The organism is Burkholderia oklahomensis C6786, assembly GCF_000959365.1.
In the GTDB taxonomy this organism is placed as follows: Bacteria; Pseudomonadota; Gammaproteobacteria; order Burkholderiales; family Burkholderiaceae; genus Burkholderia; species Burkholderia oklahomensis.
Map to the genome: position 1 here is coordinate 1,638,695 of NZ_CP009555.1, position 16,547 is coordinate 1,655,241.

The 16,547-nt window shown below is 66.8% G+C and carries 18 protein-coding genes; 6 read left to right on the forward strand and 12 right to left on the reverse strand.

Annotated elements, in window-relative coordinates; translation table 11 throughout:
* Position 1: 1 nt before the first annotated feature.
* Together BG90_RS07330 and BG90_RS07335 are read right to left on the reverse strand one after the other, a co-directional pair.
* Positions 2–1,123: a class II histone deacetylase gene (locus BG90_RS07330; RefSeq protein ID WP_010113198.1), complete on the reverse strand. Its 1,122-nt coding sequence runs from the start codon at positions 1,121–1,123 to the stop codon at positions 2–4.
* 28 nt (positions 1,124–1,151) lie between these two features.
* Positions 1,152–2,246 carry a polyamine ABC transporter substrate-binding protein gene (locus BG90_RS07335; RefSeq protein ID WP_010113197.1) on the reverse strand — a complete coding sequence of 365 codons (1,095 nt, stop codon included), beginning with the start codon at positions 2,244–2,246 and terminating at the stop codon, positions 1,152–1,154.
* Between the two features lie 141 nt (positions 2,247–2,387).
* Here BG90_RS07335 and BG90_RS07340 point away from each other — a divergent pair, with 141 nt between their 5' ends.
* Complete coding sequence (locus tag BG90_RS07340) at positions 2,388–3,356, forward strand: LysR family transcriptional regulator (protein WP_010100708.1); 969 nt, start codon at positions 2,388–2,390, stop codon at positions 3,354–3,356.
* A gap of 99 nt (positions 3,357–3,455) precedes the next feature.
* Positions 3,456–4,016, forward strand: a complete 561-nt coding sequence (locus tag BG90_RS07345; protein ID WP_010113196.1) for a Spy/CpxP family protein refolding chaperone — start codon at positions 3,456–3,458, stop codon at positions 4,014–4,016.
* Between the two features lie 56 nt (positions 4,017–4,072).
* On the opposite strand, the gene BG90_RS07350 is transcribed toward BG90_RS07345, so the two are convergent.
* Positions 4,073–4,510, reverse strand: a complete 438-nt coding sequence (locus BG90_RS07350) for a DUF2846 domain-containing protein (RefSeq protein WP_010100704.1) — start codon at positions 4,508–4,510, stop codon at positions 4,073–4,075.
* The gene (locus BG90_RS34835) at positions 4,503–5,318 is read right to left on the reverse strand and encodes a hypothetical protein (protein ID WP_124072318.1); all 816 of its coding nucleotides are present in this window, start codon (positions 5,316–5,318) and stop codon (positions 4,503–4,505) included. Before BG90_RS34835 ends, BG90_RS07350 begins: the two co-directional genes overlap by 8 nt.
* Before the next feature lie 18 nt (positions 5,319–5,336).
* Between BG90_RS34835 and BG90_RS07360 the strand changes: the two genes are divergently transcribed.
* Together BG90_RS07360 and BG90_RS07365 are read left to right on the forward strand one after the other, a co-directional pair.
* On the forward strand, positions 5,337–5,894 hold the full coding sequence (locus tag BG90_RS07360; protein WP_010100700.1) for a hypothetical protein: 558 nt from the start codon (positions 5,337–5,339) through the stop codon (positions 5,892–5,894).
* Between the two features lie 247 nt (positions 5,895–6,141).
* Entirely contained in the window at positions 6,142–7,593 is a 1,452-nt protein-coding gene (locus tag BG90_RS07365; protein ID WP_010113192.1) for an RNA polymerase sigma factor RpoD/SigA, read from the forward strand.
* Between the two features lie 22 nt (positions 7,594–7,615).
* Here the strand turns inward: BG90_RS07365 and gshA are convergent, their stop codons facing one another.
* The 3 genes from gshA to ada form a co-directional block, all read right to left on the reverse strand.
* Positions 7,616–9,229: a glutamate--cysteine ligase gene (gene gshA / locus BG90_RS07370; protein ID WP_010100698.1), complete on the reverse strand. Its 1,614-nt coding sequence runs from the start codon at positions 9,227–9,229 to the stop codon at positions 7,616–7,618.
* Positions 9,230–9,382: 153 nt separating this feature from the next.
* Entirely contained in the window at positions 9,383–10,327 is a 945-nt protein-coding gene (locus BG90_RS07375) for a DNA-3-methyladenine glycosylase family protein (RefSeq protein ID WP_010100697.1), read from the reverse strand.
* Positions 10,324–11,418, reverse strand: coding sequence for a bifunctional DNA-binding transcriptional regulator/O6-methylguanine-DNA methyltransferase Ada (gene ada, locus BG90_RS07380; RefSeq protein WP_010113191.1), 1,095 nt, complete (start codon positions 11,416–11,418; stop codon positions 10,324–10,326). Before ada ends, BG90_RS07375 begins: the two co-directional genes overlap by 4 nt.
* 401 nt (positions 11,419–11,819) lie before the next feature.
* Here ada and BG90_RS07385 point away from each other — a divergent pair, with 401 nt between their 5' ends.
* Complete coding sequence (locus BG90_RS07385) at positions 11,820–12,236, forward strand: VOC family protein (RefSeq protein WP_025989579.1); 417 nt, start codon at positions 11,820–11,822, stop codon at positions 12,234–12,236.
* A gap of 122 nt (positions 12,237–12,358) precedes the next feature.
* On the opposite strand, the gene BG90_RS07390 is transcribed toward BG90_RS07385, so the two are convergent.
* From BG90_RS07390 to speG, 3 genes are all read right to left on the reverse strand, one after another.
* Positions 12,359–12,913, reverse strand: coding sequence for a YaeQ family protein (locus BG90_RS07390; RefSeq protein ID WP_025989578.1), 555 nt, complete (start codon positions 12,911–12,913; stop codon positions 12,359–12,361).
* A gap of 199 nt (positions 12,914–13,112) precedes the next feature.
* Positions 13,113–13,460, reverse strand: a complete 348-nt coding sequence (gene sap1, locus BG90_RS07395) for a surface attachment protein Sap1 (protein ID WP_010100693.1) — start codon at positions 13,458–13,460, stop codon at positions 13,113–13,115.
* A 487-nt stretch (positions 13,461–13,947) separates the two neighbouring features.
* Positions 13,948–14,508: a spermidine N1-acetyltransferase gene (gene speG, locus BG90_RS07400; RefSeq protein WP_010100688.1), complete on the reverse strand. Its 561-nt coding sequence runs from the start codon at positions 14,506–14,508 to the stop codon at positions 13,948–13,950.
* 163 nt (positions 14,509–14,671) lie between these two features.
* Between speG and BG90_RS36655 the strand changes: the two genes are divergently transcribed.
* Positions 14,672–14,842: a hypothetical protein gene (locus BG90_RS36655; protein WP_010113186.1), complete on the forward strand. Its 171-nt coding sequence runs from the start codon at positions 14,672–14,674 to the stop codon at positions 14,840–14,842.
* 314 nt (positions 14,843–15,156) lie between these two features.
* Here the strand turns inward: BG90_RS36655 and BG90_RS07410 are convergent, their stop codons facing one another.
* Both BG90_RS07410 and BG90_RS07415 read right to left on the reverse strand, forming a co-directional pair.
* Positions 15,157–15,312, reverse strand: a complete 156-nt coding sequence (locus BG90_RS07410; RefSeq protein WP_009902052.1) for a lipoprotein — start codon at positions 15,310–15,312, stop codon at positions 15,157–15,159.
* Between the two features lie 64 nt (positions 15,313–15,376).
* Entirely contained in the window at positions 15,377–16,534 is a 1,158-nt protein-coding gene (locus BG90_RS07415) for a DUF4382 domain-containing protein (protein ID WP_010113180.1), read from the reverse strand.
* Positions 16,535–16,547 lie beyond the last annotated feature (13 nt).

The following is a 16,547-nucleotide window of genomic DNA, read 5'->3' on the forward strand; positions in this document are numbered from 1 at the left end:
CTCAACCTCCTTGCGCTTGACGAAGCGCCGGCCAGTATGGCGCCTGCGCGGCGCGAGCGGCCATCACCGCCTCGCGTTCGCCATCGCCGAGCGGATGCTGGACGAACAGGTGCGGATCGTCGAACGGCGCGTCCCAGCCGACGAGCCCTTCGAGCACGCCGAGTGTCGCGATCGGCAGATACGGCAGGCTGTAGCCGCCTTCCTGCAGCATCGCGATGCGTCCGTCGCACACGCCGCCCGCCGCTTGCCTGAGCGCCCGCGCCATTTGCCGGAACCCGTCGCGCTGGACGCGCATTCTGCCGAGCGGATCGAATGCGTTCGCGTCCTGCCCCGCCGACACGAGAATCAACTGCGGCGCGAATGCGTCGATGAGCGGCAGTACCAGTTCGTCGAATGCGTGCTGGTATCCGGCATCGCCCGTACCGGACGGCAACGGCACGTTCACGTTGTAGCCGGCGCCCGCGCCGCCCCCCGTCTCGCGCGCTTCGCCGCCGTCGACCGGAAAGTTCTCCGCCTCGTGCAACGAGACGAACAGTACCGACGGATCGTCGTAGAACACCTGCTGCGTGCCGTTGCCGTGATGCACGTCCCAGTCGACGATCGCGACGCGTTCGATCCCGTGCGCGGCCTGCGCATGCCGGGCAGCGATCGCGACGTTGTTGTAGTAGCAGTATCCCATCGCGAAATCGGCGCCCGCATGATGGCCCGACGGCCGGATCAGCGCGTATGCCTGCCGCAGCGGTCCCGTCATGACCGTATCGACGGCCGCACACGCGGCCCCCGCCGCGAGCCGCGCGACGCGCTCGGTCGACGCGCTGCCCGCCGCGTCCTCGCCGAGCGGCACCACTTGCTCGCCCGCCACCGCGCAGGCTTCGGCGAGCTGCCTCAGATACTCGGGCCGATGCACGCGCAGCAATTGCTCGTCGGTCGCGCTCGCGAACGCGATACGCGTCAGGCGCTCGGTCATGCCGACCGCATCGAGCAGCTGCTTCGTGTACGCGAGCCGCAGCGGACTGTCGAAATGCTCGCCGAAATTCAACGCGCCGTCCGGGACGATGTATACGAGATCGCCTTGCCGATGCGTGAGAAATGCGGGATCGAACAGCAGTCCGGTGGAAATCACTTCGGTCTCCTCGTCAAAATGAAGCCGATCAATGGCCGGTCTTGAACTGGGTCCAGTAGCGCGTCTGCATGCGCATCGCCTGCGGGGGCATCGGCCGCTTTATCCATAGCGTACGCATCGTCGCCGCATCCGGATAGATCGCCGGATTCGACGTGAGCCGCTTGTCGACGAGCGGCGTCGCCGCGCGGTTCGGATTCGGATACATCACCTTGTTGCTGATCTTCGCGATGACGTCGGGCCGCAGGATGTAATCGATGAAACGCAGCGCATTGTCCGCGTGCGCGGCGCCCTTCGGAATCGCCATGCTGTCGAACCAGAAAGGCGCGCCGCCCGCGGGCAGGCTGTAGACGATCTGCTGGCCGTTCTTCGCGTCCGCTGCGCGCAGCGCCGCGACGAGCACCGCGCCCGAATAGCCGGTGACGGCGCACACGTCGCCCGTCGCGAGATCGTTCATCACGGGCGTCGCGATGAACTGGCGGATCGTCGGCCGGATCTTCTTCATCATCTCGAGCGCCGCCTCGTAGTCGCGCGGATCGGTCGTATTCGGATCGCGGCCGATGTAGCGCAGCGCGAGCGGAAACACTTCGCTGCCCGCATCGTTGAAGGCGATCCCGCAGCCCTCGAGCTTCGTCGCATACGCGGGGTTGAAGATCAGATCGAGCGTGTTCGCGGGCAGCGGGCCGCCGAGCGCCCGCTTCACCTTCGCGACGTTCAGCCCGAGCCCGAACGTGCCTTGCATGTACGGCACGCTGTACTGGTTGCCTGGATCGGCTTCGGCCGCGCGCGCGACGATCGCGGGATCGAGATTCTTCAGATTCGGCAGCTTCGATTTGTCGAGCTTTTGATAAAGGCCCGCCTGAATCTGCCGCGCGAGAGAGTCGTTCGACGGGAACACGAGATCGTAGCCGCTGTTGCCCGTCGTCAGCTTCGTTTGCGGTGCCTCGTTGCTGTCGTAGACGTCGAGCCGCACCTTGATGCCCGTCGCCTTCTCGAAGCCGGCGATCGTGTCGGGCGCGAAATACTCGGCCCAGTTGTAGATGTTGAGCACGTTGCCGTCCGCCGCGTGCGCGGCGGGACACGCGAGCGATGCGAGCACGACGACGATCCACGCGATGCGCTTCATCGATCTCTCCTTTGACGACGCCGATCGGGATTGCGGCCGCTCGCCGGCCGCGCCGCCGAACGTTCCACTTGTGATCGTAAGTAGAGAAAAAAATCGATTCGTGATCTTATTACGCACATCGCTTGTGCCTTTGAGGAAAGAATGCGGCGAATCGATCTGTTGTCCGCGCTCGAGACCTTCGTCTGCGCGGTCGAAGAAGGCAGCCTCAGCCAAGCAGCGCGCAAGCTCGCGAAAACGCCGTCGGCCGTGACGAAAGCGATCGCCGGACTCGAAGCGACACTCGGCGTACAACTGCTCGAGCGTACGACACGCCGGCTCGTGTTGACGGAAGGCGGGCGGCTCTATCTCGCGACCGCAACCGACGTGCTGCGCCGGCTCGCGGACGGCGCGCGGCAGTTATCCGAGCACGACGACGAGCCGCGCGGCCTGCTGCGCATCACGGCCGCGCACTCGTTCGGATACGCGATTCTCGCACCGCTCTGCACGCCGTTTGCGCAGGCGTTTCCGCGCGTGCGGATCGAGCTGTCGCTGTCCGATCATTACGTCGACATCGTCGGCGAAGGCTTCGACCTCGCGCTCAGAATGGGCAACTACGATCTACCGAGCCAAATCGTCAAGCCGATCGGATCGAACCGCAGCCTGTTGTGCGCGAGTCCTGACTATCTTGCGCGACGCGGTCGGCCCGTCGCGCCCGCCGATCTCGCGCAGCACGATTGCGTGATCTACCGCCACCCGACGCTCGCCAACACCTGGACGTTCGATCGCGACGGCACGCGCGAGCGCATCGAACCGAGAGGGCTGCTCGCCACCGACAACTACGCGCTCGCGCTCGCCGCGACGCTCGACGGCGCGGGCGTGCTGCCGTGTCCGCAGTGGAGCGTCGTCGATGCGCTCGAAGCGGGACGGCTCGTGCCGCTTCTCACCGCATGGCGCTTCGAGAGCGCGTCATTCGGCGAGGACCGGATCTGCGCCGCCTATCCGTCGAGCCGGCGCGGCTCGACGAAGCTCCGCCGGCTCATCGAGCGAGTCGAGGCGAAACTCGCCGACAGCGAGGCGCGCATCGCGCGCGTGCTGGGCGAAACGATTTGCACCGATCTCGTGCTCCGTTGACGAGGGTCAACGGTCTTTTTCCCGCGCCCCCTACAGTCGATGAGCAAAGCGCGCCCGGTCCCGCGGCGCGCTCACCGATGCGAAGCCATGGAGAGCGCAATGAAGGTCGAACAATACTCGAAGGGATTGGTGGTCGTTGCGCTGACGGCCGCACTCTGGTCGATCGGCATGCCGGCGGCGTCGGCCGCACCGGCATCGGACACGCAGGCGCCCTGCGGCCGTTGGGGCGACGGAATGGGCCCGGGCATGATGGGCGGCGGCTACGGCCGCGGGATGATGGGTGGCGCCGGAATGGGGCCCGGCATGATGCACGGCTTCGGCCCGGGCATGATGATGGGCTTCGGCGGCTGGCCGAGCGGCCTCGATCTGACGAGCGAGCAGCGCGCGAAGATCAACCGCATCCAGGACGAGACGCGCAAGACGCACTGGGCGCTGATGGGCGACATGATGGACCAGCAGGCGAAGCTGCGCGACCTGTACGAAGCGCCGAAGCGCGACAACGCGGCGATCGGCGAAACGTCGAAGGCGATCGGCTCGCTGCGACAGAAGATGATCGACTCGTCGCTCGATGCGCGCAAGAAGATGGAGGCGGTGCTGACGAGCAAGCAGCTGGACAAGCTGCGCACGTATGAGAAGCAGGCGGACGAACTGGGTTGGTAATCGCGAAGGCGGTCTGAGCGCGATGCGCCGATCGTCGATCAGCGCATCGCGTTGGCTTACTTGCCGGTGTAGTGCAGCCCTTCGAGGCTCTTCTGTGCGTCCGCTTCGGATTCGAGCGTCGGCATGATCCGTCCGATGAGCAGCCCCAAGCCGACGCTCGTCTTCGCATACTTCGTCTCGCCCGAATCGAGCTTGAGCGACAGCGTCTTCTCCGTTTCGGTCGACGTCGACACGACATACCGACCCGCGGGCCCATCGACGAAGAAGAGTCCGCCCGGCCGCGACTCGCCGACCTCGTCTCCGTTCGGCTTGATGGCAGGCTGCACGCCGGCGCCGAGCACCGAGTTCGAGCGATAGAAGCAGACGCGTCCGCCGCTTTGCTTGAGCGCCGGCAGCGACGCGGCAATATCCTTGTATTGCGGGCCCGTCGCGCAGCCGGATGCGAAGCACGCGACGAGCGCGCCGGTGACGAGCTTGCGAAGCAGATCAGTCATGCGTGTTCTCGATTGTGACGGGTCGAGAAGGCGTCAATGGCGAGAAGCGGGATTCGCCCGGCCGGGAGAATTCGACCAGCGCACCCTCGCGAACCACCAGATAGGCCTCGTGCACCTGACTTCCCTCGATCGCGAACGCGGCGCCGAGCGGCCGATACGCGTCGCCCTGCGGCGTCGCGCCGACGCGGCGCCATGTCGCGCCTTCTGCGATCGTCCGCTCGAAGCCGGTCGACAGCTTGATCGTGGCAGGCGATGCCGCTCGAACCCGCACAGCCGAGGCCGCCGGGAAACCGGCGTGAACCGCGCATCGCGCACCGGTATCGAAGGCGCGCACGCATCGAGCGCGAGCGCCGCGGCGACGGCGAAGAGAAAAACGGTCGGCTTGGCCAAGGTGGATGTGTCCCCTTGCCGTTCTTGACGCCGCGTTATCGGCCGACCGGAACGTAAACTCGAGCGGCTCAACGCGCCCGAATCGCGACAGTCCGGCGGGCGGGCCGACAGGGCGCTGCGGCATCGATCGGCGCGCGACGCACGGCAAGCGCCGCATCCGTGCGGTCGTCTCGCGCACGGCCACGTTCGACGCTCCGCAACCCGCGCCCGTACTCGCCCGTTGACGTGCGTCAATCCGCATCTGCAAGCCGCGTGCAGATTGGATACGCTTGTATGCATCGCATGCCGCGAGCGACGCGACGAGCGTGTCGACGCAGCGGCGTTTCGGACCCCGTACGGCCCGCCGCGCCACACCCGCTCGCCGCCGCTCGATCGCGAGCGGCCCGTCCGGCGCGCGCAGCGCGTGCGGCGGGCCCATCCGTCCGGAGACATCGTCATGGAAGAAGCTTACGCACGGCGCGCGCTACTGCTGCATCTCGGCAGCGTGCTGCAAATCCTGAGCCGGCTCGAACAGCAGAAGCCCGACAACCTGTCGATCGAAGCGCTGCTCGCGACGAACGGCATGCTCGCCGACGTGCCGCTCGTCGAGTACGTCGTGCAGGACATGACCGTGCGCGAGTTCGAAGCCCGCGCGCTGCGCTCGTTCTGCCTATGGCCGCAACTGCTGCTCGAAGATCCGCTCGACTACGGCGCGCTCGCGCTGCCCGTTCGCAAGCACCTGTTCGCGGGCAACGACACCGGCTGGAAAGCGTACGCGTCGACGCTGCGCGAAGCCGCGCCCGGCTTCGGCATCGCGGGTTCATACACCGCCGAGCCGCACGAGGCCGAATCGGACTTCGCCGACGAACGCGATGACGCCGACGCCGAGGCCGGCGACATCCCCGTCGAGCCCGGCGCCGACGATGACGACGGCCGCTTGCGCGAGCGTGCGGCGGCAAGCGTCGAGAGCGCGGCACCGGGCGCCGCGCGCATACGCCGAGAATCGTACGAATAGCGTCGCCGTCCGTTCCTCGACGGCGCAGCCCGACGTGCAATTGATCAGGCTTCCGAACCTGTTTCGATCGCGCCGGCATGCGTCTTGCGGGTGGCCGAACGCGGCTCGCCATTGAAATTGCGCGGTCCGCCATCATATGCACGCCTGTAAGGCCCATCGGCGCGGACGGGCGTCCGCGGCAAGCCGACGGGCCCGGCTCGACGGACACGCTCCGTCACGACGTACCGCGGCCCGATCCGCGTTTGCCATGAAAGTCTCAGGGCGCGAAGTGCGCTACGAACAGGGCATCGACCGATTGCTCGAACTTGCCGGCGCCCACGACGACGCGGCATACGCCGACGTGCGCGACGAGTTCGACGGCGCGTCGTCCGACGCGCTCGAGCACGACCTCGGCGATCTCAACCACCTCGACCATCACGCAACCGATGAAAGCGGCGGCCCCGCGTCGTTCGACGACAAGCCGGCGCGGTCCGCGCACGTCGACGCCGATTGGCACGACGACGTCGATTCGCCTTCGTCCGAACGAAGCGGCGACGCCGCCGTCGACACCACGATCTCGACGGATCCGCTCGCCCTCTTCGTGCGCCGGATGCACGCGGTGCCGCTGCTGAATCACGCGCAGGAAATCGCGCTCGCATCGGAAATCGAAGCCGGCCGTCAGCAAGTGCTGCAGGCGCTCGCCGATGCGCTCGATCTTCTCGATCTGGCGTCGCTGCCGGACGACCCGGCGCTCGCACGTGCGCGCGCTGCGCTGCAGCGCGCACGCGCCCGCGGCGACGAGGGCGTGCGCGCGTTCGCCCGCGCGCGCAAGCAGGCATACGCCGCCCTCGACGCCTACGGCTGGCCGTCGATCGAGATCGACGCGGTGCGGCGCGCGATGCATCGCGCGCCGGCGTCGCCGCCGAAGGGAAGCGCAAGCGCGCTGCGCGCCGCCGCGCACGCGTTTGCCGAAGGCGAGGCGCGCATCTCGGCCGCGACCGGCAAGATGGCCGAAGCGAACCTGCGGCTCGTGCTGTCGATCGCGCGCAAGTACGCGTCGCGCGGTCTCGATCTCGCCGATCTGCTGCAGGAAGGCAATCTCGGCCTGCTGCGCGCGATCCAGAAATTCGAATATCGGCGCGGCTTCAAGTTCTCGACGTATGCGACGTGGTGGATTCGTCAGGCGATTTCGCGCGCGGTCGCCGACCGCGCGCGCACGATCCGCCTGCCGGTTCACGTCGGCGACCAGGCGCGCCGCGTGCGCAAGATCGCCGACCGGATCAAGCAGCGCAGCGGCATGCGGGCGTCGCTCGCGGAGCTCTCGGAAGCGACCGAGCTGTCGACCGAGCGTCTGCGCGCGGTGCTGGAGCTGCCGCGCGAGCCGCGTTCGCTGAACACGCCGCTCGGCGACGACGATCAGGCCGAATTCGGCGACCTCGTCGAGGATGCGTCGACGCCGAGCCTGTTCGACGCGCTGGCCGGTGCGCAGATGCGCGACGTCGTCGCGTCGCTGCTGAAGACGATGTCCGCGCAGGAAGCCGACATCCTGCGCCGGCGCTTCGGCATCGGCGGCGACGAGCCGTGGAGCTACGAGCAGATCGCCGCGCAATCGGGCGTGTCGCGCGAGCAGATCCGCCGTATCGAGAAGCGCGCGCTGCAGACGCTGCGCGTGACCGCCGAGGCGTGCAACGCGCACGACTTCCTCGACGTGCAGCCGTAACCACCGCTTGCCGTGCCTTTGGTCAGACGCTGAACCGATTCAACGTATACGCGCGATACGCGGCGACGAACGCGTCGAACGACCCGGCGTTCTTCCCTTCGAGCTCCGTCTGCTCCACGAGCGAGCGCTCGGCGAGCGCCTGCGCGTCGCGCGTCGCGGTCTCGTCGAGCGGACGGCTGCGAAAGTAAGCCGCATGCGCTTCGCTTTGCGCGCGCGCAAATTCGATGAACGACTGCCCGTTCGCGCGCATCGCGCGCAGCACGCGCGCGGACGGCGTGCGCTCCGGATCGTCGAGCTTGGCGCGCTGCGCGGCGATCGCGCGCACGTGCGCGTCGCCGCCGCGAATTTCGTCGAGCACGCGGCCCGCCGCTTCGATCTGCGCGAAGATCTCGTCGGCCCACGCGCGCATCGGCACGGCCGCGCCGTCGCGCGTCAGCTCGAGCCCGGGCTTGCGCCCTTCCATCGTCACGCGGCCGAAGTTCGCGTTCGACTCGCGATACGCGTCGCACGTGAGCGGCGCGCTCTCGTCGAGCGCGCAGACGAGCAGATACGCATCGATGAAGCGCGCGGTGTCGAGCGCGATGCCCGTCGGCTCGAACGGATCGATGTCGAGGCAGCGCACCTCGATGTACTGGACGCCGCGTGACGCGAGCGCGTGCAGCGGCCGCTCACCCGAGTACGTGATGCGTTTCGGCCGGATCGTCGAGTAGAACTCGTTCTCGATCTGCAGCACGTTCGTGTTGATCTGAATCCACTCGCCGTCGCGGTGCGTGCCGATCGCCTCGTACGGCGGATACGGCTCGCTGACCGCCTTCGACAGCGCGTCGAGATAGCCCTGCAGCGTGTTGTAGTCGGCCTCGAGCGCCGACTGCGCAGTCGTGTTCGAGTAGCCGAGGTCGCTCATCCGCAGGCTCGTCGCGTGCGGACGATACAGCGTCGCGGCGTCGAACGCGTCGAGCTTGTGCGGGCGGCCGCGCAGGAAACCAAGATCGAGCGCGGGCGACGCACCGAACAGATACATCAGCAGCCAGCTCGTGCGGCGGAAATTGCGGATCTGCGCGAGATAGCGCTCGGACTGGTAGTCGACCATGTTCGCGGTCGAGCCTTCCTCCGCGTGCAGCCGCCGCCAGACTTCTTCGCTCAGCGAATAGTTGTAGTGGATACCCGCGATGCACTGCATCGTGCGGCCGTAGCGATACGCGAGGCCGCGCCGGTAGACGGTCTTCAGGCGTCCGATGTTCGACGTGCCGTAGTCCGCGATCGGAATTTCGTCGTCGGCAGGCAAGAGGCCCGGCATCGAATCCGTCCACAGCATCTCGTCGCCGATCGACGCATAGACGTAGCGATGCAGCTCGTCGAGCCGCTCGAGCGTCGTCGCGGCGTCGCGCTCCGCGGGCGTGATCAGCTCGACCAGCGCTTCCGAGTAGTCGGTCGTGAGCGACGGATGCGTGAGCGCCGACCCGAGCGCGCGCGGATGCGGCGTGAACGCGATCATGCCGTCGCGCGTCACGCGCAGGCTTTCCTTCTCGATGCCGCGCAGGCCGTCAGGCAGCTGCTCGCGCGTCGGGCTCGTGCTCAACACGGCAAGGCGTTGCTGCAGCAAGTCTGTCTGGCGGGAAGTCATGTTGTTCGGCATCGATGCAAGTGCGGGCTCGGCAACCCGCGACGCGCGCGGACCACCTGGCGGGATTTGACAGTAGCGGGCACTTTAACATCTCGCCGAAAGGCTCGCTTGACCTGCCCTCCGGCGCTGCCTGACGATTCGCGCCGGCCGTGCGCGACCTGCCGCCTACCCGCCTCGCGCCGCGCCGGCGCGGTCGGCGATCTCGTTCCACAGATGCATCGCCGCGTACGCACGCCACGGACGCCACGCGTCGGTCCGGCGGCGCTGGCTCGCCGGACGGTCGAGCGCAGGATCGCGCGCGGCGATCGCCTGCATCAGCACGAGATCGGTCGCCGGCCACGCATCGGCGTCGCGCCACGCACGCATCGCGACGTATTCGACGGTCCACGGGCCGATCCCCGGCAGCGCAAGCAGTGCGGCGCGCACGCCGGCCGGGTCCGTCGCGTACGCGTCGAGCGGCACGTCGCCCGCAGCGACCGCGCGCGCGACGCCCTGCAGCGCGGCGACGCGCTTGCCCGGCATCCCGATGCGCGACAAGTCGCATGCGGCGAGCGCGGCGGGTTCGGGAAAACGCCAGCCGGTCGCGCGCTGCAGATGATGGTCGGCGAGCTGCTCGCCCGCGCGCTCGACGAGCCGCCCGACGATCGTCGTCGCCGCTTTCACGCTCACCTGCTGGCCGACGATCGCGCGCACGATCAGCTCGAAGGTCGACCACGCGCCCGGCACGCGCAGGCCCGGCGCGGCGTCGACGAGCGGCGCGAGCCAGGCGTCGCGCGCGAAATGCGCACCGATCGTCGCGGGATCGGCATTCAGATCGAGCATCGTCGCGAGCCGCGCGGCGAAGGCGTCGTCCAGACGCCGCGCCGCATCGCCCTCGACGAGCGCGACGAGGCAGCGCTTGCGCGGATGCTTGCGCACCGTCAACGCGCCCGCCGCGCCGCGATGGTCGATCGTGCGCAGATACGCGCCGCCCTCGACCGCCTCGACGCCCGGAATCGCGCGCCCCGCGAAGAAACGCAGCACGCGCGGCCAATCGTATGGCGTTTTGAACGGCAGCTCGAGCACGACGCTGCCGGGCCGCGCGGCGGCCGACTCGAACGCGGCGCTCAAGCTGCGTCGTCCACGGCGAGCGCGACGGGCTCGCCCGCCGCGCGTTGCGCTTCGGCGTCGAGGAGCGCCGCCTTGCGCGGCAATCCCCATCGATAGCCGGCGAGCGAGCCGCCTTTTTGCACGACGCGGTGACACGGAATCGCGAGCGCGACCGGGTTCGACGCACACGCACTCGCGACCGCCCGAACTGCGCGCGGCGCGCCGAGCGCCTCGGCGATCTGCGTGTAGCTGCGCGTCTCGCCGTAAGGAATCCGACGCAATGCGTTCCATACGCGTTGCTGGAACTCGGTCGCGGCAAGGTCGAGTGGCAGCTCGAAGCGTCGGCGCGTGCCGTTCAGATACGCGTCGACCTGCTCGACGAACGGCGCGATCCGCGCGGGCGACTCGACGAGCTCCGCGTTCGCGAACGCCGCCTTCAGTTCGTCGACGAGCGCCGCTGCGGCGTCGCCGAACGCAATCTTGCAGATGCCCTTGCTCGTCGCCGCGACGAGCACGACGCCGAGCCGCGTGTCGGCGGTCGCGTACTCGATCGTCAGCCCGGCGCCTTTGCGGCGGAACGCGGACGGCGACATGCCGAGCTCGCGCGGCACCGACTCGTAGAGCCGCGACGGCGAGTTGAAGCCTGCGTCGACGGCCGCGCGCGTGACGGCGACGCCGCTTTGCAGCGCGTCGCGCAACGCGGCGCCGCGCTGCGCGGCCTGGTATTGGCGCGGCGACACGCCGACGACGCGCTTGAAGAGGCGCTGCAGGTGGAACGGGCTCACGTGGACGGCGTCGCTCAGCTGCGCGAGCGTGAAGCGGTCCTGACGATGTGCGTCGAGCACCGCGCACGCGCGATTGACGATTTCGAGCTCGCGCGGCAGCCCTTCGGGCTGGCAGCGCTTGCACGGGCGATAACCGGCCGAGCGCGCGGCGCCCGTGTCGGCGAAGAACGACACGTTTTCGCGCCTCGGCAGCCGCGACGCGCACGACGGCCGGCAGAACACGCCCGTCGTGCTGACCGCGTAGCAGAACGCGCCGTCGGCATCGGCGTCGCGCGCGACGAGCGCGGCCCAGCGCGCGTCGTCGGTCGAATAGGCTGGCTTCTTCATCATGACCTCGCAAAGGCGGAACGGATGCCTGTCACTGTAGACGTCGACTCGGCCGCCTACGCGCTGATTCTTGCGCTCTCATTCGAACCGCCGACACACGGATGTCACACAATCGTCCGATCCATTGCCGCAACCGCGCACAAGCACCGCGTCGGCCCTATTTTGTTGCGGTGCGGATGCGACAGATTGCCGTCCTGACGTTTTTTTACACAAAGAATATTGCGTCGCACCATCCGGATGTGTATAGTTGGAACTGTCTCCTCCATGTCTCCTCCTGATATGGATTAAGCCCGTTCGAACGCGAACGGGCTTTTTTTCGTCCATCGATTTTGCACCGTCCGTCCGCGTGTCGCACGGACCGTCTACACTCGGTAAGACTTCCCCCGAAGGAGACGTCTCCGATGAAATTCCACATCCACGAGATCGATCACGTGGTGCTGCGTGTCGCCGATCTGGCGGCGATAACGCGTTTCTATTGCGACGTGCTCGGCTGCCACGTCGAAAAGGAGCAGCGGGATTTGGGGCTCGTCCAGCTGCGCGCCGGACGCTCGCTGATCGACCTGCTCGCGGTCGGCGCGTCGATCGACCGGCCGGACAGCGGGGCGCCGGGAAAGGGCCGGAACATGGACCACCTGTGCCTGCGCGTCGAACCGTTCGACGCGGCCGCGCTGCATGCGCATCTCGCCGCACACGGCGCACGGCCGGGCGACGAAGCGCGGCGCTACGGCGCGGACGGCTACGGGCCGTCGATCTACCTGTTCGATCCGGAAGGGAACATGGTCGAGCTCAAGGGGCCGCCGGAGGCTGTCGCGTCCTGAGCGCGGGGGCGCATCCCGGCAAGCCGGGATCAGGAACCGGTGCCAGAGCCGAACAGCGTGGCTTCGCTCCGGCTGATGCGCGACAATCCGCCCCGCGCGCAGCTCACCGCTTCTCCATCCGCTCAGGCGCCTTCTCGCGCCTTCAACACCGTCCACTCGATCGCGACCGGATCGTGCGTCGCGCTCGACAGCCACGCCGCGCCGTCCTGAATCGTGCACTGCAGACGCATCGTGCGCTCGGCGATGCCGCCCAGCGCGGCCGCGACGCCGTCGGCCAGCGACGTCACCTGCACATTGCGCAGCCGCTCGACCTTGCCGCGCACGCCCTGCCACCAGATGTCCGACGTGCGGCCGCCGTACGCGATCACGTTCACCTGGTTGGCGCGGCCGCTCGCTTTCGCGATGCGTCGCTCGTCGGGCTGGCCGATGTCGATCCAGATCTCGATCGCGCCCGTCAGGTCCTTTTGCCAGAGATCGGGCTCGTCGGTGTCCGACAGCCCCTTGCAGAACTCGAGCCGCTCGTGCGCGAACAGCGCGAACGCGGCGATGCGCACCATCATCCGCTCGTCCGTCTCGGACGGATGGCGAGCGACGGTGAGCGAGTGATCGGCATAGTAGTGCCGGTCCATGTCGGCGATTTGCAGCTCCGCCTTGTAGATCGTCGATTTGAGCGCCATTCAGCATCGGGGCCCATGCGGGCCGTTGATTCGGGTCGGGGCGTGATGATACCGAATGCGCGATGGCCGCGCGACGATGCGCGGACGGCACCGAAGGCGGCGGCGGCAAACGCAGCACGGCCCGACGCGCGCCGGGCCGTGAGATCTCGCCGCACGCGGGCCATGCCCGAGTGCGGCGCCGGAAGCGAATGCGGCCGCGTTACTGCTTGACGAAGCGCGAGTCGGCCCAGAGACCTTGCTGGTCGCTGTTCTCCGCGCTCACGAACTGCACGTCGCCGTTGTCGACGCTGACGATCCGGAAACGCTGGCCCTCCGGCACCGACAGGCAGCGGTAGTCGTCGAAATACTGCTGCTTTGCCTGCGACTGGCCGTCGCGCTCATGATTCAGTACGGAATCCAGATTGTCTTTCGACAGGCATCCCCAGGCATTCTTGGTAAGCTGGATTTCCTGCTGCGGCTTGAGCGGCGCGTCGCCGCTCGCCTGCGCCACTGAAAATGCAACGATGCCGCTCGTCAACATCAGAAAAAGACCGGTTCGCTTCATCATGTCGTGTCTCCCATTCGCTCGGGTCATGAGCTCGGGTTAGCTATGTATTTAAAGGCTTGCGTCGACCCGCGTCTTCTCATGCTAGAAGATGAGAAGGCGATCTCAAGCACATTCGTTGTGCGACCGCAATAGCGACGAATTGCCGCACCCGCCGCGCAGCTTCGTTTGTGGAGCACGCCGCCGCGCCCGGTTGCGACACGAATGCGTTTTCCGGATTATTCGGATGCCCAAAAGTCTTGCCCTACATGCCTTTCAGTCGCGCGCGGTTTTCCACGATGAACGAGTTGGATAATTCAAAAGAAGACGATTCGCGATTTGGTGCATCGCACATAAAGTCGTCGAAAAATATCGCGCCGCCGCATCGCAATTTTTCTGATCTGCGGAATACAAGAAAAATGCCAGGCGCTTTCGCACCCGGCATTCGTTCCGTCGTCATACGCGCCATGCCCTGAGCGGCTTGGCGCTAAGGCGTACACGACGGCCGGCGTTATTCGCGGCCGTGCAATTCCGCATTCGGCTGGGCGACGAAATAATCGCGCTGGAAAATGCACATTCTCAATGCGTTGTGATATTGGCCGTTGCCGAAAAACTCTTCGATCAATTCGGCCTCGTGCTGAAAACCGCATTTCTCGTAAACCCGAATCGCCGCGGCATTCGATTTGTCGACGATCAAATACAGCTTGCGCAGGTTCAGCACCTTGAACGCGTATTCGACGGCGAGCCGGGTCGCGCGCGTCGCGTACCCGCGTCCCTGCCGGTTCGGCGCGATGATGATCTGGAACTCGCCGCGACGATGGATGTAATCGAGCTCGATCAGTTCGACGAGACCGACGAGTTCGCCGTCCGGATCGGCCGCGACGAAGCGGCGCTCGCGCTGGTCGTGCACGTGCTGATCGTATAGCTGCGACAGCTCCGTAAACGTTTCGTACGGCTCTTCGAACCAGTAACGCATGATCTTCGCGTCGTTGTTCAGTTCGTGGACGAAACGGAGATCCTGACGCTCGAGCGGTCTCAGCGCGAGCGTATGTTGTTCGTTCTGAATTTGCATGGTGGTGGTTGTCCTTGAGTCATTCGGAGAACTGCGTGCGGGCGGCATGGACACCCGGGCAAGCGCGGAGTGCGTCGAAGGATGCATCGACGGAAAATGACTGCGGGCCCTGGTACAGAGCCTAAAATGAATCGAGGGTTCCCGCCCCGGGAGGGAGGCTATCGTGATCGAGCAAGTGATACTGGGCGTTTTTCTCGTACTGCCGCTTCTCATCGTCGCGGTGTTGTACTCCGACGAACTCTGGCAGGAGCACCGCCTGCAGCATCCGCGCGACGAGCACGCGCCGCATATCGACTGGCGCCATCCGTGGCGCATCCTGCGGCGAGGGCATTGACGACGTCGAGCCGTCCGCGCCGCGGCCGCGTGGATTTGCCGCATCCGAGCAGACATCCGCCGCGCATCGGCACGGCGGCGACGGAGAACGCACGGCGCGCAGTTCCGGATGCCGCGCACGCATGATTTCATTCGATACGCCGAATCCGGTGACAAGCCAGGTTCGGCGTTTGCTTGTGCGGCGTCGCACGCCGTGCGCGAACCGAACCGGTTGCACGGCGAACCGATTCGGACCACTGCAGATCGTTCGGGGCGCCGCGGTCCGATACAAAAAAAGGCGCCCGAAGGCGCCCTTGGTCTGCGAAATCGCGCGACTCAGCAGTTTCCTTTCTTCGCTTGTCCGGGCGGGCAGAAGCCGTTGCCCGGGCCGCCCTGCGGCGCCATGATGACGCCCGGCTGATCCGGCACGTAGACCGCGCAGCCGCTCAGGACACCTGCGGAAACCGCCAAAGCGATGATGATTTTCTTCATGTTATTTCCCCGTTGATGGTGGAAACGGAAGGGGCCGCACCCCTTCCGTTCGTTTTACCGACGATCAGAACCCGAAATTGACGTTCGAGACCGAGCCCGTGCTGATGTTCACAGGCTGCTGCTGCGTCGCGCCGTTCGCCGCGTCGGCTTCGATCGTGTACTGGCCTGCGACGGTCGGCACCGCGCCCATCACGACCGGCAGCGAACCCGAGTACGTGCCGACGACCGGCGCCGCGGTCGGCAGCGTCAGCGCGTAGGCGCCGGTATCGAGATTCGCGTTCGCCGACGCGATCTCATAAGGCAGCGAGTTCACCATCTGCAGTGCACGCAGGATCGCATCCGCGCTCGCCGTGGCCGTGCCGCTCACGACGTTCATCGTCGATGCAGGCAGCGCGATCGGCGCGGACGACGTCGACACCGACGTCGTCGTGTTCACGACGACGGGCACCGAACGGACGATCCCGGTCGACACGTTGTTCTGCGCGATCACGACGTCGTAGTTGCCGTTCGTCGAGCTCTGCACGAGCGGCGTCAGCACGAAGTGGCCGCTGCTGTCGGCGAGGGTGCCCTTGATCACGTGGCCGTTCTGCTCGGCGTAGACCGTCGCACCGGCTTCGTTCGGCGCGACGTAGCCGTCGATCGCGCCGCTGACGACGGTCGGCGTCGCGGTCACGACGGGCTTGAGCGCGTACGTGCCGTTGCCGCGCTGGACGATCGACTTGCACGCGTTGAAGTCGAGAACGAGATCGACGAGCGTGTTCGGCTGAACCGTGAACGGCGTGATGATCTTGTAGCCGCTTTGCGTCGCGCTCGGCGTTGCGAGCGGTTGCTCGGTGCCGCCCGTCGGCACGACCGAGTTCGCGAGCGTGTTGCCCTGGTTCTGCGCAAGCACGAGACGCACTTGCTGATACTGGCCGGCCGGCAGCGCGTTCTGGCCAAGATCGGCGAGCACACCGTTGGTCAGCGACAGCAGGTCGACCTTCTGCGGCGTCGCGAGTGCGACGTCGGTCCAGCCGGCGTCGTTGTCGCCCGCTTGCGCACTCATGTTGACGCGCACCTTCGAGACAGTCACAAAGATATGATCAAAGCCGCACGACGGCGCATCGGTCATCGCGACGTGCAGCGTGCCGGTTTGCGTGCCGCCGCCGTCACCGCCGCCGCAGCCGGCAAGCGAGATCGACGCGGCGGCCGCCAGGCCGAGAATCTTCCAAATTGTTTTCATGACACCCCCCAAC

Bases quoted from the DNA above. Each gene is read 5' to 3' on its own strand.
- BG90_RS07335 (WP_010113197.1), bottom strand. From the start codon at position 2,246: ATGAAGCGCATCGCGTGGATCGTCGTCGTGCTCGCATCGCTCGCGTGT.
- BG90_RS07340 (WP_010100708.1), top strand. From the start codon at position 2,388: ATGCGGCGAATCGATCTGTTGTCCGCGCTCGAGACCTTCGTCTGCGCG.
- BG90_RS07345 (WP_010113196.1), top strand. From the start codon at position 3,456: ATGAAGGTCGAACAATACTCGAAGGGATTGGTGGTCGTTGCGCTGACG.
- BG90_RS07350 (WP_010100704.1), bottom strand. From the start codon at position 4,510: ATGACTGATCTGCTTCGCAAGCTCGTCACCGGCGCGCTCGTCGCGTGC.
- BG90_RS34835 (WP_124072318.1), bottom strand. From the start codon at position 5,318: ATGGGCCCGCCGCACGCGCTGCGCGCGCCGGACGGGCCGCTCGCGATC.
- BG90_RS07360 (WP_010100700.1), top strand. From the start codon at position 5,337: ATGGAAGAAGCTTACGCACGGCGCGCGCTACTGCTGCATCTCGGCAGC.
- BG90_RS07365 (WP_010113192.1), top strand. From the start codon at position 6,142: ATGAAAGTCTCAGGGCGCGAAGTGCGCTACGAACAGGGCATCGACCGA.
- gshA (WP_010100698.1), bottom strand. From the start codon at position 9,229: ATGCCGAACAACATGACTTCCCGCCAGACAGACTTGCTGCAGCAACGC.
- ada (WP_010113191.1), bottom strand. From the start codon at position 11,418: ATGAAGAAGCCAGCCTATTCGACCGACGACGCGCGCTGGGCCGCGCTC.
- BG90_RS07385 (WP_025989579.1), top strand. From the start codon at position 11,820: ATGAAATTCCACATCCACGAGATCGATCACGTGGTGCTGCGTGTCGCC.
- BG90_RS07390 (WP_025989578.1), bottom strand. From the start codon at position 12,913: ATGGCGCTCAAATCGACGATCTACAAGGCGGAGCTGCAAATCGCCGAC.
- sap1 (WP_010100693.1), bottom strand. From the start codon at position 13,460: ATGATGAAGCGAACCGGTCTTTTTCTGATGTTGACGAGCGGCATCGTT.
- speG (WP_010100688.1), bottom strand. From the start codon at position 14,508: ATGCAAATTCAGAACGAACAACATACGCTCGCGCTGAGACCGCTCGAG.
- BG90_RS07410 (WP_009902052.1), bottom strand. From the start codon at position 15,312: ATGAAGAAAATCATCATCGCTTTGGCGGTTTCCGCAGGTGTCCTGAGC.
- BG90_RS07415 (WP_010113180.1), bottom strand. From the start codon at position 16,534: ATGAAAACAATTTGGAAGATTCTCGGCCTGGCGGCCGCCGCGTCGATC.